Annotated in this window: 13 protein-coding genes; 4 read left to right on the top strand and 9 right to left on the bottom strand. The window is 60.7% G+C overall.

The window, feature by feature from the left end; genetic code table 11:
* A partial coding sequence (locus CYJ10_RS16655) for a GNAT family N-acetyltransferase (protein WP_146002068.1) occupies nucleotides 1–287 on the bottom strand: 287 nt, incomplete at its 3' end.
* Between the two features lie 399 nt (nucleotides 288–686).
* On the opposite strand from CYJ10_RS16655, the gene CYJ10_RS16650 reads away from it, so the two are divergent.
* The 3 genes from CYJ10_RS16650 to CYJ10_RS16640 all read left to right on the top strand — a co-directional run bounded on the left by CYJ10_RS16650 (nucleotide 687) and on the right by CYJ10_RS16640 (nucleotide 2,778).
* Complete coding sequence (locus tag CYJ10_RS16650) at nucleotides 687–1,013, top strand: hypothetical protein (RefSeq protein ID WP_101682599.1); 327 nt, start codon at nucleotides 687–689, stop codon at nucleotides 1,011–1,013.
* A 66-nt stretch (nucleotides 1,014–1,079) separates the two neighbouring features.
* Complete coding sequence (locus tag CYJ10_RS16645) at nucleotides 1,080–1,343, top strand: superinfection immunity protein (RefSeq protein WP_101682598.1); 264 nt, start codon at nucleotides 1,080–1,082, stop codon at nucleotides 1,341–1,343.
* A 328-nt stretch (nucleotides 1,344–1,671) separates the two neighbouring features.
* Entirely contained in the window at nucleotides 1,672–2,778 is a 1,107-nt protein-coding gene (locus CYJ10_RS16640; RefSeq protein ID WP_101682712.1) for a BamA/TamA family outer membrane protein, read from the top strand.
* Nucleotides 2,779–3,032: 254 nt separating this feature from the next.
* On the opposite strand, the gene CYJ10_RS16635 is transcribed toward CYJ10_RS16640, so the two are convergent.
* The 8 genes from CYJ10_RS16635 to CYJ10_RS35225 all read right to left on the bottom strand — a co-directional run bounded on the left by CYJ10_RS16635 (nucleotide 3,033) and on the right by CYJ10_RS35225 (nucleotide 10,565).
* Nucleotides 3,033–3,827 (bottom strand): c-type cytochrome, encoded by a 795-nt coding sequence (locus CYJ10_RS16635; protein WP_101682597.1) that lies wholly within the window; start codon nucleotides 3,825–3,827, stop codon nucleotides 3,033–3,035.
* Nucleotides 3,828–3,858: 31 nt separating this feature from the next.
* Complete coding sequence (locus CYJ10_RS16630; RefSeq protein WP_101682596.1) at nucleotides 3,859–5,481, bottom strand: cbb3-type cytochrome c oxidase subunit I; 1,623 nt, start codon at nucleotides 5,479–5,481, stop codon at nucleotides 3,859–3,861.
* Nucleotides 5,468–6,052, bottom strand: coding sequence for a cytochrome C oxidase subunit II (locus CYJ10_RS16625; RefSeq protein ID WP_374703275.1), 585 nt, complete (start codon nucleotides 6,050–6,052; stop codon nucleotides 5,468–5,470). The genes CYJ10_RS16630 and CYJ10_RS16625 overlap by 14 nt, the downstream gene beginning before the upstream one ends.
* Entirely contained in the window at nucleotides 6,049–6,240 is a 192-nt protein-coding gene (locus CYJ10_RS16620; RefSeq protein WP_101682595.1) for a hypothetical protein, read from the bottom strand. Before CYJ10_RS16620 ends, CYJ10_RS16625 begins: the two co-directional genes overlap by 4 nt.
* 14 nt (nucleotides 6,241–6,254) lie before the next feature.
* On the bottom strand, nucleotides 6,255–7,511 hold the full coding sequence (locus tag CYJ10_RS16615; RefSeq protein WP_257993383.1) for a c-type cytochrome: 1,257 nt from the start codon (nucleotides 7,509–7,511) through the stop codon (nucleotides 6,255–6,257).
* 88 nt (nucleotides 7,512–7,599) lie between these two features.
* Nucleotides 7,600–8,337 (bottom strand): c-type cytochrome, encoded by a 738-nt coding sequence (locus CYJ10_RS16610; RefSeq protein ID WP_101682593.1) that lies wholly within the window; start codon nucleotides 8,335–8,337, stop codon nucleotides 7,600–7,602.
* A 418-nt stretch (nucleotides 8,338–8,755) separates the two neighbouring features.
* A complete protein-coding gene (locus CYJ10_RS16605; RefSeq protein WP_101682592.1) occupies nucleotides 8,756–9,655 on the bottom strand; it encodes a DNA/RNA non-specific endonuclease in 900 nt (299 codons plus the stop codon).
* Nucleotides 9,656–10,118: 463 nt separating this feature from the next.
* Nucleotides 10,119–10,565 (bottom strand): nuclease-related domain-containing protein, encoded by a 447-nt coding sequence (locus CYJ10_RS35225; RefSeq protein WP_101682591.1) that lies wholly within the window; start codon nucleotides 10,563–10,565, stop codon nucleotides 10,119–10,121.
* 654 nt (nucleotides 10,566–11,219) lie between these two features.
* Between CYJ10_RS35225 and CYJ10_RS16595 the strand changes: the two genes are divergently transcribed.
* Nucleotides 11,220–14,480, top strand: a complete 3,261-nt coding sequence (locus CYJ10_RS16595) for an AAA family ATPase (RefSeq protein WP_101682710.1) — start codon at nucleotides 11,220–11,222, stop codon at nucleotides 14,478–14,480.
* Nucleotides 14,481–14,553: the final 73 nt, after the last annotated feature.

The raw sequence follows: 14,553 nt of genomic DNA, 5'->3' as shown, positions 1-14,553 counted from the left end.
TGTCCCTGCCTTTGCGGCAGAACGGAGATAGGTCCCAGACCGTACCAGCCTTCTGCCTTGTTGCCGTGACCATCGGTGATGGTCACAGGCGAAAGGGCCACATGGCCGATAATCTGGCCGTGATCCTCGGCCACGATGGAGCGCGTCAGTTCGTTGGCGGCGCGCAGTGCGCGCACGATGAATTGCTCGGTGTGGCTGGTGTGCGGCGAATCTGCGAAGGCGGCAATCGTGACCGCTTCGATGAAAGCAATGTCGTCCGCCGTTTCGTGTCGGAGTTGGAGGGTCATGGGCTTGTTCTCGCCTCCTTTCGGAAAATACAGGTAGCCAACCCCTCACGGTCATTCGCACACCGCTTTGGGAACAATTGAAGCTCGGCCTACGCAGTCGGTGGCATTCGAAACCCTCCCGCGTCCAGTGTGTGCTTCCGGGCTGTGACCGTCACTTCCGTAGGACGAAACAGCATACCGGCGGGCGGTTGACTCGACATAGGCCGCAGCGGTGAAGTGCGCCCACCGTAGCGGGGCATCAAATGTAAAGGTCGCGGCGGACCTTGCAAAGCTGCCGCTTTCCCCGGCGCCTACCTTGGTATTGGGGCGCAACACCGATGGAATGTAGCGTCGCGGCGCCAACGGTCGGTCCTTTTACCTGTACCGACTTTTAATCTCACTTCCGTTAAGGTGTCAAAAATGAAATTTCGTGTCTTGGCTCTCGCGGCCTTAATCGCTGTTCCGCAGCTTGCACTTGCACAGATCTGCCAGCGCATCGGAAGCCAGACGTATTGCAGCAACGGCATGTCAGCCCAGCAGATTGGTAACCAGACGTACTACTCCGATGGTACGACGTCGCAACGCATTGGGAACCAAACCTACTATTCGAACGGCACGACAGCACAGCAAATCGGTAATCAGACCTACTATTCGAATGGCACCACTGCGCAGCAGATCGGAAACCAGACCTACTTCTCCAACGGTCGTACGTGCCAGCAAATTGGCAACCAAGTTTATTGCAACTAGATTTGCTAGTGCTCTAGTGGGAGGAATGACACCTCCCGGAGAGAACCGGGCCGCAGGGAACGCATCATGGAACAACTGAATTACTGGTGGGATTTGTTGGCAGCGAATTGGCAAGTTCTGGTGGCGGTGCTGGTGGTGGTGTACTTCGTCCCGTCCGTGGTGGCCACGCTTCGCCAGCACCGCCACTTGGCCGCCATCGTCGCACTGAACATTCTTTTAGGCTGGACGTTTCTTGGCTGGACCGTCTCGCTTGTTTGGGCACTAATGAACCAGCAAAAGCTACCGTCGCAAAGACTGGCCACACGACAGGAACCAACTTACAGGGAATGATCCACGGCACCCGGCGGCCGAATTTTTCTATTGTCGCGCCTCATCGGGAATAGAACGTCGACGAGGCAAAGTGTCCGATCGTCGCGGCGATACCGCAAGTTCGCCTGACGTTTTCTGAAAGAATCAGTCCGAATCGTCGCCTGTTGTGCACGGCATGTTCGAGCGGGCTAGATTGAATTCACCAAACTCCGCTCGCAAATAGACTGGACCTTTGGCCAATTGACGGTGTGAGGCCGTCGACGCAGATTTTGGCGACACGAGGAACAGCAATCCAGGCGGGCATATGTGGCTAGAGCGACTCACGAGCGGATCTTTTCGGCTAGCCAGCATGATGCTAGTGGTCGCGCTGTCTCCGGTAGCGGCCGTCGCAGAATCGCGGTCGCCAAGTTTTCGCGATCCCGAAGACGGTGCGTTTGACATGAGCAACTATTTGCTTGAGCACCGGGGAGCGCTACCCGTCCCGTTCGTTATCACCGAGCCAGCCGTAGGTTACGGCGGTGGCCTAGGGTTGCTGTTTTTCTCGGAATCGATCGCCGAGAGCGAGGCCAGGGCCAAGGAACGCGGGGAGGCGAGGGCCCCACCCAATATCACCGCCCTAGGTGGTGCTTATACCCAAAACGGGACATGGGCCGGATTTGTCGGCCACATGCACAGCTGGGATGGTGATCGGTATCGCTACATTGGCGGACTGGCGAAAGTTAATGCAAATCTCGACTACTTTGGCCTGGGCAATCAACCACGAGCCTACGAGCTAGATGGGGTCGGCCTGATCCAGCAACTACTTGTGCGAATGGGTAACAGCAAATGGTTCGCGGGCCCACGCTACATCTACTTCGACGCGAATACTGCCTTCAAATTTGGCCAGGGGAATACAGGCCTCGTGGGCGAAGGTCGAAACCAGCGGATCAGCGCCGCGAGCTTGGTTGTCGACTACGACTCGCGAGATAACATCTTCTTCCCGAATCGCGGCAGTTATGCCGAGTTCGAGGCCCAGTTCGCCCGCGAAGGAATCGGCAGTACGCAAAGCTACGACATCTACGCGGCGCGCGGTTACACCTGGCTGCCCCTCAGCAAGACAATCATCTTAGGCTTGCGTGCGGATACACGATTTTCATCAGGCGACGTTCCTTTTTATGTCCAGCCGTATGTTGATCTGCGCGGTGTAAAAAAGGCGCAATACCAGGACAGAAACGCCATCTCCGTAGAGGCGGAACTGCGTTGGGACTTTACGCCGCGGTGGTCCGTCCTAGGCTTCACTGGTATGGGCAAAGCGTATGGACGACAAAGCTTTTCGGACGCGGAGAACGTGGCCAGCGTTGGGATGGGCTTTCGATATCTGTTGGCCAAGAGGCTTGGTTTGGCAGTTGGCCTCGATGTCGCGCATAGCAAGGATCAGAATGCGGTCTATGTCCAGCTAGGGACGGCGTGGCACTAGGTTGCTTGCGGGCCTCACAAGGTGCGCCCCGCAAGAAGCGGGGCACGGATAGCGATGCCCAGCTTTGAATCGATATCCCCACTTTTACGGAACATGCTTCTGCTTGGGCGGTGGCTTCTGGGCGTCAGCGAGGAATTCTGCCTTGAGCGAGGATGGGACGAGGGTCGCGATTACACGACTACAAACGGTGGGAAACGCACCAGTGGTCGCAACGACACAGCAGCGGGTCAGAGAGCCAGTTTCAGCGCATGGTCCTAATGACCTTCCGGTGCCGCCTTTCGGGCGTAGAACACCGCAACTTCCTCGATCTCCTGATCGGTCATGGCTCTCGCCATGTTCCGCATCTGCGCCTCCGCGTCATTGGCGCGCGAGCCGTTGCGGAATGCCTTTAGTTCGGTGGTAAGGTAATCGCGCGGCATGCCTTCGAGCCAAGGGGCGCCGAACTTCTGATCAACCCCGCCATGGCATGCAATGCACGGCGCGATATTGCGCAGCGGATCGCCCACGCGTACCAGCGCGGGCAGCGATTCATCGTAGGTCGTCGGGGCAGTGCGCGCCTTTGGTAGCGAGGCGTAGTACGCGGCAACATCGGCGATATCGCGCTCCGACAGCTTGCGAGCCAGCGTTTCCATGATCGCGCTGCCGCGCTTTCCGGCGTTGTAGTCGTTCAGTTGCTTGATGACGACTTCCGGGTACTGGCCAGCAAGGTTGGGCGCGTTGGAGGCTGTCATGCCGCGTGCGCCGTGGCACATCGTGCAGTTGTTCAGCGCGAGTGTGGCGCCGCGTCCGACGCTGTCCGCCGAGCCGACGCGCGCCATCGAGCGGTCGAGCACGACGTTGGTGGCGATGCGCCCCGTGTGCGTTTTGTCGTCGCCGCTCCAGTTCGTGGGGACCCCGGCGGCGCGGCAGATGGCGTCCCATACGCCACGCGCGCTGAAATCGCTTTGCACCGATGGCAACCAGATGAAGCCGACCAACATCAGGACGATGGTCAGCACGACCAAGGCCAGTACGCTTTTGGCGCCGATAGGATTGGGTTGCGCGGACATGGGAGGATCCGGTGACGGTGGCTGTGGCGGACTAGCGGCCGCCAATCGGCACAATGGGCACCGAGGCGTTTTCGAGTATGGCGAGCTGCACGATGGGGTAGCCGTAGTTGACGAGCGTCAGCGCGATCATCATCCCGACCCACAGCGCGAAGCCGTTGAGCGCCGCCGGTGGACGTCCTCCCGCATGGATGGGTTCGCTGAACGTGTAGGGCGTTGGCGTGCCGAGCGGACGACGATGCGCGTTGGCGAGGATGTACACGAACAGGATCGCCGAGATGACCATCGCCAGTCCGCCGAACGTCGAGGCCGCCACGGTCCATGCTTGCGATTGAAGGTCCGGGTGGCTGTAGTCGTAGTACGCCATGCGGCGCGGCATGCCGAGCAGGCCAACCCAGTGCCAGGGCAGCGAGAGAACCAGCATGCCGAGGAACCACAGCCAGAGTTGCAGCCGCATCAGGCCGGCCGGCAGCGGACCGCGGGCGGTCAGTTGCGGCCAGAGGTCGTAGGCGAGCGCCATGTACATGATGACGATCGCGCCGCCGAAAATCAGGTGGAAATGCCCGGTCACCCATTGGGTATTGTGGATCGACTCGTTGAGCTGGTAGCTCATGTTGATGATGCCGCCTGCGCCGCCGAAGCCGAGCATGATGAACGAGAACGTTACCGCGAGCATCATCGGGTTGTGCCACGGCAGCGCCTTCACCCAGCCGAAGGGGCCTCTGCCGCCGCGCAGGCGCGCCGCGATTTCGACCGAGGCGACGATGGTGAATACCGTCAGCAGGGTTGGCACCGTCACCATCGCAGTCATGGCTGCGTGGACGAACTTGAAGCCCGAGCCGACCTGCGGATCGGCGAATAGGTGGTGAATACCAATCGGCATCGAGAAGACGAGGAATAGCGCGAAGGCCATGCGACCCATGGTGTCGCTATAGAGGCGACCGCCGATGGCACGCGGGACGATCGTGTAGAACGCGACGTATGCAGGAACGAGCCAGAAGTAGACAATGGCGTGCAGCGTCCACGAAAAGAACACGCGCGCGAGTCCGGCGTTGATGGTATCGGTCAGGCCGAGCGATGCGGGCAGGATCAGTACCAGCACCTCGATCGCGGCGCCCAATGAAGTCCACGCCCACAGATAAGCGCCAGCCACCGTACCGTACACCGCAAGCGGTACGGTGGCTCCCGGATTATCGCGCCGCCACACACGCAGGTTGACCGCCATCAGCGCGACCCAGACCCACGAGCCGACCACCACCAGCACCACGCCGAGATAGTAGAACGGACTGCCAATCATCGGCGGATAGAACGTATAGAGGACCGATGCCTTGCCGAGTCCCATTGTCACTGCCGCAAGCACGGTGCCGGCGATCAGCAGCCAGAAGCCGATCCAGGCCCAACGCAGGCCCACGAGCGGACGCTTGAGGCCGAGTTCGCAGATGGCATAGCCGAAGCCCATCGCCACCAGCGTGGGCAGCACATAGGCCATCACCGTGCCGTGCGCTGTCACCGAGCGGTAGTAGTGCTCGGGATTGTTGACCCAGGTCGACAGTGGACTGCGAATGAACATCTGCCATTCGCCGAGGACGATGGCGCCGAGAAATGCCACGAAGGCCACCCAGAAATGCGCGAGGACGAGTTTTCTAGCGAGGAACACAGGACATCCTTTCCGCGTGTCGCGCACGCTCCATGAATTCCTCGCGTGGGAGCACCTGCACTCTCGCCCACATCGCCTCGTGCCCGATGCCGCAATATTCGTGGCATGGCATCAACTGCTCGCCCGCACGCGGAAACGTCGTCGTGAACGTCGCCACGAAGCCGGGGATCAACATGGTATTGGCATTGGTGGTGCCGACGATGAAGCCGTGAATCGCGTCAGCGCTCGTGCCCCGGAACGTCACCGGCATGCCCTGTGGCACCACAAGGCATTGCGGCTCGAATGAATACTGCTGCGCGACCAGCCTCACGGTCACCTTGCCGTCGCCGTCGACTGCCGTGCCGAGGTTGCCTTCGACAAACTCTCCCTGCAGGTGTAGCGTTCGCACGTTCACCGTCTCCACGCGCGACGGCGGCATCGATAGCCAATGCACGCCCGCGAAAATCATCAGGAGCACGATGACGCCCATGATGATCCCCACGACCACGGCCCAGCGCCGTTCCGCCGCGACGGCGACCGCCTCGGCGTGGTGGCCATCGGGCGTGGCAGGCGTAGGCGATATCGTGCTCACTGGATCAGTCCCCGCTGCGCATAGATGCCGAAGTAGAACGCCAGGTAGATCACCACGACGATGGCGGAGGCTACGCTCGCTACGGCAAATGTTCCCTTCGGACCGTCGCTTACCACGCGGTGTACGTCGTGGTCCGCTGGCGGTGGTTCGTCGTGATGCATTGGCGCGTGCGGATCGGTGTCGGTCATGTCGGCGATGTCGGTTACTCGGGCAAGAGCATGCGTAGCGCGTTGACCTGTGGCGGTGCCACTGGCGTGCCGGTGTTGCCCCAAGCGACGCGGATGTATGTCACCACGGCGGCGGCCTGTTCGTCGTCGAGCGCGTGCGAGAACGGCGGCATGCCATGCGGGCGTGGGTTCTTCTTCGTGCCCGGCGCGTAGCCGCCATTGAGCACCATGCGGATCGCATTGACTGGCGACGCCATCGTGATCGACTGGTTGCCCGCAAGCGGCGGGAACGATGGCGGATGGCCCTTGCCGTCCTCGGCATGGCACATCACGCATTGCTGCTGGTAGATCTTGCGCCCGTTCTCCATCACGGCAGGCTGCACCAGATGTTCCTGGCTAGACGGCGGTGGTTCGGTATCGCGTTGCGGCAGCGCCTGCAGATACACCGCCATCGCTTGCACGTCCTCGTCGGTCATGTACTGCAAGCTGTTGTAGACCACTTCTGCCATCGGACCGTAGACCGTCGCGCGATGCGAAACGCCAACTTGCAACAGATCGACGATGTCCTGGAGCGGCCAGTTGCCCAAGCCAGCTTCCCGGTTTGACGTAAGCGACGGCGCATACCAGTTCTGGTTCGGGATCATCCCACCCTCGAACTCCTTCGACTCGCTCGATCCGCCGAGCGCGTTGATCGCCGTGTGACACATCGCGCAATGGCCGAGGCCCTGCACGAGATAGGCGCCTCGATTCCATTGCACCGACTGTTTCGGATCGGGCTGGAATTCGCCCTCCTTGAAATAGAGTGCACGCCAGCCGATCAGCAGTTCGCGCTTGTTGAACGGAAAGCGAAGCTCGTGTGGATGGTTCTTGCGCTTCACCGGCGGCACTGACATCAGGTAAGCGTAGATCGCGTCCGAGTCCTCGCGCGTCACCTTGGTGTACGACGCGAACGGCATGGCGGGGTAGAGCAGATTGCCATCGCGCGAGACGCCCGTATGCATCATTCGGTAGAAGTCGTCGGCGGTCCATTGGCCGATGCCGGTCTCGTCGTCGGGCGTGATGTTGGGGACGAAGAGGCTGCCGAACGGCGTTGCCATCGCGCGTCCGCCCGCGAACGGCGGGTTGTTGGGCTCGGTGTGGCAGGCGACGCAATCGCCGGCGCGCGCAAGGTATTCGCCCTTGACGATGATCTGGCTGGCCGGGCTGAGCGCCGCGGCGCCGCGCGCTCCCTTTGCGGCGGGAGCGCTCGCCGTCGTGACGGGCGCCGGCTTCTCCCGCGGTCCGGACGGCATCAGGCGCAGGGCCAGTATGACGAGTACAGCGACGATCACAGCGCCGATGATGAGGACGGGTAACCTGCGCGCTTTCATGGCGACCCCATCAGCGCTGGCTGCCACATGCCAGTGGCATGCGCACAAGGTTGGACGATTCCGGAGACGGATCCTTTGGGGGAACCTGCTGAGACAGGAAGGCCGCCACGGCAGCGATATCGGCGTCGGACAGCCGCGAAGCGATTCGCTTCATGCAATCGGGCTCCGTCGCATGCCGTTCGCCCACCTTCCAGCGCGTAAGCTGGCCAATGATGTACGCGTGCCGCAGTCCCGTCAGCCCCGGAATGCCTGGTTCCATGCCGGTGAGCCCCGCACCATGGCACGCGATGCACGCCGGTACGCCTTGCTTGCTATCGCCAGCGGTTACCAGCGCCTGGCCACGCGCCACCGCGGCGGGCTGCGCATCGGACGCCTCGGGTGCGACAAATGGCGGACGCAGCTTCGCGAAGTACTCGGCAATCTCCTTCAGGTACGGGTCCGGCAAGTACGCGACCAGATAGTTCATCGGAGCATAGCGGCGCGTACCGTCGCGGAAGGCAACGAGTTGGTTGTAGAGGTAACCGGCCGGCTTGCCGGCAATGCGCGGATAGTATCCGTTATTGGTGCCCTGGCCGCTCTGACCGTGACAGGTCACGCAACCCTGTACGCGTGCTTCCATCGAATCGACCGTCTGGAATGCGGGAATCGCGTCGGACTGGAGAGTGGGAGCGGCAGGCGCCTGCGCCCGGCCGATAGGCGGCAGGGCAAGAAGCAATCCGAGCATCAGGACCCGCAATAGGGAACGCATGGTTCTAATCCGGGGGTGCGTACGGGAAAAGCCTATGCGCTATAGGGGCAATGTCAATTTCGGATTTCTTTTTGTGGTGATCAGGATGTTGATTCGTGGCTTATGCGGCACCTATTCAACACTGAACTGCATGGGTTGGTCACGTCGAGGGGCGGAACGGACCGGACCTTGAATATTTCGGCCAGGTGTACCAATGAGGATTCTGGCATCCGCCTGGGTGTGTTCTCGAGTCATCCAATTGGGGGCGGCGGGGAAGTGATCTTAGGAGCGTGCCGATAAGACCCATCATGGATGACGGGGCATCGGGGCCGAAGGTCGGGCGTCTAAATGCGCTGCCTGACGCCGAGCTCGGCCCGGATGCGTTCGCGCCAGAACGGCGTCTAGTAAGCCTCGTGCGCAAGCTCCGCGCTCGTGGCCATCACCGCTCCATCGACTTCTGGATCCTCTGCGCTGCCGACTGAACTGACGACTTAAACAGCTGCGCCAGGTCTTCTTCCCTCTTAACAGGACTATTGCCGCCACGATGCGACGATGCTTGCGTTCCTACCTCAGGTGTTACTGGGGTGGCCTCGTCGACAGGTGACACACCGGGAAGAAATTCGACGCCGGTGCGCTTGGTCAGTTCGCGATAGCTGATCGGCTTGCTGGGGTGTGCCTCGTTGGTATTGGCGATCCAGTGCGCCCATGCCCGGTTTGTGGTCTGGTCGTAGACCAACTTGAAATAGTGCTCGGGTACCCAGACGCGGCCCTGTCCGATGGTGTCGGGACGGTCGCCGAATACAGGCCCGGAGATAACATAGACATCTCCCTTAGCCCGCATCACATACTTGCGCGTCGCCGATTCGATCGAATTCCATGCTTCGCGATTGTTCTTCGGCGCTTGCGGGGTCATGTTAGCCAAGCTAAATGATTGGGCCATGGCCTGTGCAGTAGGCTGGTCCCCGGCGGGAGCTAGGTGGCCGCGATCGTATCCGCTACCTTTATAGTCGTCCAGTTCCGCACGCTCAGCGCGCGGCAAGCGTGCATCGGCAAAAAACTGATCGGTGCGTTTCTCGTCCCTGGCGTCAACCAATTGCGCTCGTGATAAGCGCTCGGCCACGTAGACGGGCGTCTTGCTGCGGCCAGAATGCAGGACGGCAAACGCGTCGTAGCATAAAGGGCGCAGCTTCATTGCTGGATTGGCTGCCACCTTCGGAGGCGCGCTATTGACAAAGAGCTGGCGGCACTGAGAGAAATCGGCCGTGCTGGTGGCGCCCGCTATCGTGGGAATAAAGGCGGGTGCGATTCCCAATAAAAGGGTAGCTAATAACTTCTGCATTGCAATGGTGTGAGTGAAGGAAGCAGATGGACCGAGCGACCGCGATTAGGTTCACTCTCTCACACTGTCATCTGTTGGCGCATCGTCTAGCTGCTGGCCAGATCATTACTGAGGCTTTGGCAGTTCAACGGCTAGCCGATTTTACCAAGCCTTCACCGCTATCGTCGCTTCATGTTCGGCCATAGAGCGACGCCAACATGGTTTCCATGTATCTAACGGGGAAGTTGTCATGGGATTAGACTGCAATTCCATGCTTTCGTCTGAGGTTCTCAACGTGTTCGACATCCGTCTCGTTAGTTACGGCAAGGCGCGCTGCCTCGATGCGCCCAACGCAGAACTGCATACGATTAAGAGACATAACTTCAGTGGTCTGCCCGTAGAGATGATCGACAAGTTGCCGAAGACCAAAAACGCCAGAAGGGATGTCAGTTTTGAACTTGGCACCTCCCGTAAAGACCACAACTTATTTGATGCAATCGGACGGCAGAAAGTCAAGCAACTCGCGGACGGCACGAACGTGCCGAGCATTCTGATAGATGGGGTTCTGAAACTGAAAGCTAGACTTGAACAAAACCTGAGTCCACTTCGCTCGCTTGCCGTTCGTGAAGATCCAGCCATTGTAGTGCTTTGTCTCTATGACAAAGACGCCGAACCTTGAAACGAGGATGTGGTCAATCTGAGTCGTGGCATCGCGCATCCGCAACGTGATGTGGTTCATCAGATGATAGTTGGGCGCGATGAAATGGTGTCGCAACGCGCGGGAAATCTGCTCCTCTCCATGATTTTGAATTGAGTGCGTATAAGAACGAATGCGGCCTAACGCAAGCCCAACGGCAAGCCCGATAAGACTAAAAGCGATTGCGACGGTAGGAGTGCCTATTCCTATGCAGGCAGCGAGGAGGGTGTCCATGTTCGGTGGGGTGACCTAGATTGAGATGCACGTGGCCTTGTCTGCGTAAGGCGGACTATGAATCATCGCCGCGCGATGACAGCTTTGACGATCTAGTCGCCCGAATACAGCCGCCAGGCGCCATATCAAATTAGCAGCCGTGCGCAGCCATGGCTTTTCCTGATCCGCCGATGCGTTTGCATTGGACGCCATGTGGAGAAAAATTCTCCTCTGGCACATCCCCCCTTTGATGACGTAAAACGATTCATCCCAATCGTGACAGACAGGAGCGAGCGCCGCTCGCTTCTGCATTTGTCAACAAGACGGGCTCAAGCCGTCCGTCGCTCCAAGCCGTCTGTCATTGCTCGCGTAGCAGCGCTGCGCCGTCACCGTGCCACGCACTGCCAGGGCGATTTTTCGAAAAATGGAGAGTCGACGTAAGCTCGAGGCGGAGCGAAGCTGGTACAAACCGTATATGTGGCAGAGTGTTTGCGGGAAAGGAAGTGATCGGCTCGCCTCAATGTTGGTCGGTTGCGACTCCGCAACGCGCGTATAGTCACAAATGGTTCTCGCGCGTGGTGGGGAGTTAGTTCCCGCACAAGCGCTGATGCAGTGCGCTCCGCTTGCTGCCAATAGGAGTTCGTCCATCGCCTCGTAGCCGTATTGGACTCCACCATGACTTCGCAGGTCCGATTCTCCGCGCGATTGTTTGGCGAGTTCCAGCTCGACAGCGCTGATGGGCTCCTGTTCAATGCAAACTCCCCTCGCTTGCAGGCGCTGCTCGCCTGCCTTCTCCTGCATCGCGATGCACCGCAGACGCGGCAGCAGCTCGCCTTACTGTTCTGGCCAGATTCCTCGCAGGCGCAGGCGCGTAATGCCCTGCGTCAACTTCTGCATCAACTGCGCAAGACTTGGCCGAATGCGGATCAGTTCATCCATGCCGATGCGCAAATGGTGCGATGGCTTTCTGAATTGACGCCGGACTTAGATGTGGGGCAGTTTCGGTGCGCGCTTGCGGCCGCAGCGAAGGCCGCGAGACACGCCGACGCAGGTGCAGAAGAAGAGCAGCTGACGCACGCCGCGGATCTCTATCGCGGTGACCTGCTGGCCAACTGCTATGACGAGTGGATTCACCCCGAGCGCGAGAGATTGCGCGAACAGTGCATTGAGGCGCTCGTACGTCTGGGTCAGTTGAGTGAGGCGCGGCGAGACTATGTCAAGGCGTTGAAGTACACGCAGCAGTTGCAGCGGCTCGACCCGTGTCGTGAACCTACTTGCCTGGCGGTCATGCGCCTGCATGCGCTGAACCACGATCACGCATCGGCAATCCGTGCCTATCGGAGTTATGTAGAGACGCTCGCTCGGGATTTGGGAATTTTGCCCAGCGAACCCTTGCGCGAGGCCTATGCGCGGCTGGCTGCGCAGGCCGCGGCCATGCAGCTCAAACGTCCGCGGGATGCGATGCTCCCAATGATCGGTCGACATGGCGAATGGCGCCGGCTTCTTGAAGTCTGGCACCGTACGCAGCTGGGCGACAAGCAGTTTGTCCTGATTCTGGGCGAAGCGGGCATCGGCAAATCGAGGCTGGCGGAAGAATTGCTCCTCCATTTGGAAGAGCAAGGCATCACCGTGGCGCGCTCGCGCGCCTATGCAGCCGAGGGGCAACTCGCGTTTGCGCCGGTCACCGGGTGGCTCCGCAGCCCGGCCCTAAGTGGTGCGATCGGCAAGCTAGACAAACTGTGGCTAACCGAGGTCACGCGCCTGCTGCCCGAACTTCTCACTCAGCAATCCGGATTGTCGCCGCCGTCGCCGCTTACCGAGTATTGGCAGCGGCAACGGTTTTTCGAGGCACTCGCGCGATCGGTGCTGGTACAAGGTGGACCGTTGCTGTTGCTGCTCGATGACGTGCAATGGTGCGACGGCGAGACGCTCGAATGGCTTCGCTTCCTGATGCGTTTCGACATGGCGTCAAGGCTCATGGTCGTCGCCACCGCGCGTCCGGAGGAAGTCACACCGCGACACGCGGCGACCCAGCTGCTTGACGCGCTACGCCGTGACGATCAACTCATGGAGATCTCGTTAGGGACACTCGACGCCGCCGAAACGGCGAAAATTGCGGCGCAGGTCCTCGGCCAGCCGCTGGCCGACACGGAGGCAACCCAGCTATTCAAGGAGAGCGAGGGTAACCCGCTGTTTGCGGTCGAAATGATGCGGGCACGCACCGACACGATGTCGGTTGGCGACGCAAAGGGCGATATGGCGTCGAAATTACCACCCAAGGTTTACACCGTCATTTCGAGCCGGCTGTCGCAGCTTGCTCCGGGCGCCCGCGATATCGTCGGGGTTGCAGCCATCATCGGACGGGCGTTCACGACCGATATCCTCGCTCAGGCAAGCGACCTTGGTGAGGGTGCATTGGCAAACGCGCTGGACGAGCTGTGGCGGCGGCGCATCGTTCGTCAGACTGACAGTGGAGGCCACGCGTTTGACTTCAGCCATGACAAAATCCGCGACGTGGCATACGCCGAGGTGAGCCCGTTGCAGCGCCGCCGTATGCATTTGCGCGTAGGGCAAGCGCTTGAACAGGTGCCAGGCGATGCGCCCGACGCCGCAAGCGCGCAGATCGCCTCGCACTATGAGCACGCAGGTCTGCCATCCCAAGCGGCGGCATTTTATCGGCGCGCGGCAGGCGTTGCGCAGCGTGTGTATGCCTACGACGACGCCATTGCGTTGCTGACGCGCGGCCAGGGGCAAGCGGACCGGATTGCCGATCCGCAGGAGCGCGCCAGTCATTCGCTCGCCCTGCAACTCGAGCTTGCGCCACCGATTCGGATCGCCCGGGGCTGGGCAGCCCCCGAACTGGAGGCGCCGCTGCGTCGCGCGGTAGAGCTGAGCCGGGTGGCGGGTGACAGCAGTCAGCAACACCGCGCCCAAGTCAGCCTTTCATTCTTCCTGGCAGTGAGGGCGGAACTTGCACAGGCACGTAGCCTGAGTGAGGAACTGATTGCTGGATTGGGGCCGCTAGACACCGGTACGTATTCGGTGATGGCTTGGACCAATGTCATGGGTTGCCTGACCCAGCAAGGCGACTGGACGGCAGCGGAGCCCGCGTATCAACGCGCGCACCGTGCCTATGATGAGGCCCAGCATGCCGAGCATGCGTCGCTGATGGGCGCCAACTTCGGCGTGCTGGCTGCCGCGTGGTCGGCGCACGCATTGTGGTTCAGGGGGCTGGCAGATCAGGCCATCCAGCGTGGACACGAAGCGCTGGCGGTGGCGAACCGGGCGGCGCACCCGTTCTCCCAGGCACTTGCGCTGTCATATCTCGCGACGCAGCATGCGCTGCGCCATGAATACGATCTCACACTGTCCTATGCCCGCCAGGCACACGAGATCGCCGATCAGTACCATGTGGGGTACTACCTCGCCTGGGCAAGCGTGCTGCTCGCCTGGGGCAACGCGAAACGGTCGCCAGGCGCCGACGCCGTGATGGCGATGCAGGCGGCGATCGCGGGATTTCACGCGACGGGTGCACGCCTGCGTCTGCCCCTCTATCTGGCTTTGCTGGCTGAATGCTTGGGCGACATCGGCGAGACCGAGGCTGCCTTGGCGGCCTTGGATCAGGCGTTCGAATGCGCCGGTCGCACTGGCGAGCACTGGGTGGACGCTGAGTTGCACCGTCTGCGCGGTGAATTGCTGCTACGCAGCAGTGCCAACCTTGCCGAAGCCGAGTCATCGCTGCGCAACGCCATCGACATCGCCACAGCCCAAGGCGCGCTCCCGCTGGAATTGCGCGCCACGCTGTCCTGGACAACGCTACGCGCCTCCCAAGGGCACACCACTTCGCATGAGGTAGTCGAAGCGGCGCTTGCGCGATTCTCTGAGGGCTTCGATCAGCCCGACATCGTTAAGGCGCGGGTGTTACTCGCGCGTTAGTTAAGGCGCGACCGTCGCGCGCTGAAGGGAGGCGGAATCCCCCATGTAACGGTTCACCTAACGCTTTCGAAAC

The organism is Cupriavidus pauculus (assembly GCF_002858765.1).
Lineage (GTDB): Bacteria > Pseudomonadota > Gammaproteobacteria > Burkholderiales > Burkholderiaceae > Cupriavidus > Cupriavidus pauculus_B.
Note: the sequence above shows the minus strand (reverse complement) of the source record. Positions and strands in the feature narration are given on the sequence as shown.

Coding starts and splice junctions, on each gene's coding strand:
- CYJ10_RS16615 (WP_257993383.1), bottom strand. CDS start 7,511: ATGCCGTCCGGACCGCGGGAGAAGCCGGCGCCCGTCACGACGGCGAGC.
- CYJ10_RS16610 (WP_101682593.1), bottom strand. CDS start 8,337: ATGCGTTCCCTATTGCGGGTCCTGATGCTCGGATTGCTTCTTGCCCTG.
- CYJ10_RS16650 (WP_101682599.1), top strand. CDS start 687: ATGAAATTTCGTGTCTTGGCTCTCGCGGCCTTAATCGCTGTTCCGCAG.
- CYJ10_RS35225 (WP_101682591.1), bottom strand. CDS start 10,565: ATGGACACCCTCCTCGCTGCCTGCATAGGAATAGGCACTCCTACCGTC.
- CYJ10_RS16595 (WP_101682710.1), top strand. CDS start 11,220: ATGACTTCGCAGGTCCGATTCTCCGCGCGATTGTTTGGCGAGTTCCAG.
- CYJ10_RS16635 (WP_101682597.1), bottom strand. CDS start 3,827: ATGTCCGCGCAACCCAATCCTATCGGCGCCAAAAGCGTACTGGCCTTG.
- CYJ10_RS16645 (WP_101682598.1), top strand. CDS start 1,080: ATGGAACAACTGAATTACTGGTGGGATTTGTTGGCAGCGAATTGGCAA.
- CYJ10_RS16640 (WP_101682712.1), top strand. CDS start 1,672: ATGATGCTAGTGGTCGCGCTGTCTCCGGTAGCGGCCGTCGCAGAATCG.
- CYJ10_RS16605 (WP_101682592.1), bottom strand. CDS start 9,655: ATGCAGAAGTTATTAGCTACCCTTTTATTGGGAATCGCACCCGCCTTT.
- CYJ10_RS16620 (WP_101682595.1), bottom strand. CDS start 6,240: ATGACCGACACCGATCCGCACGCGCCAATGCATCACGACGAACCACCG.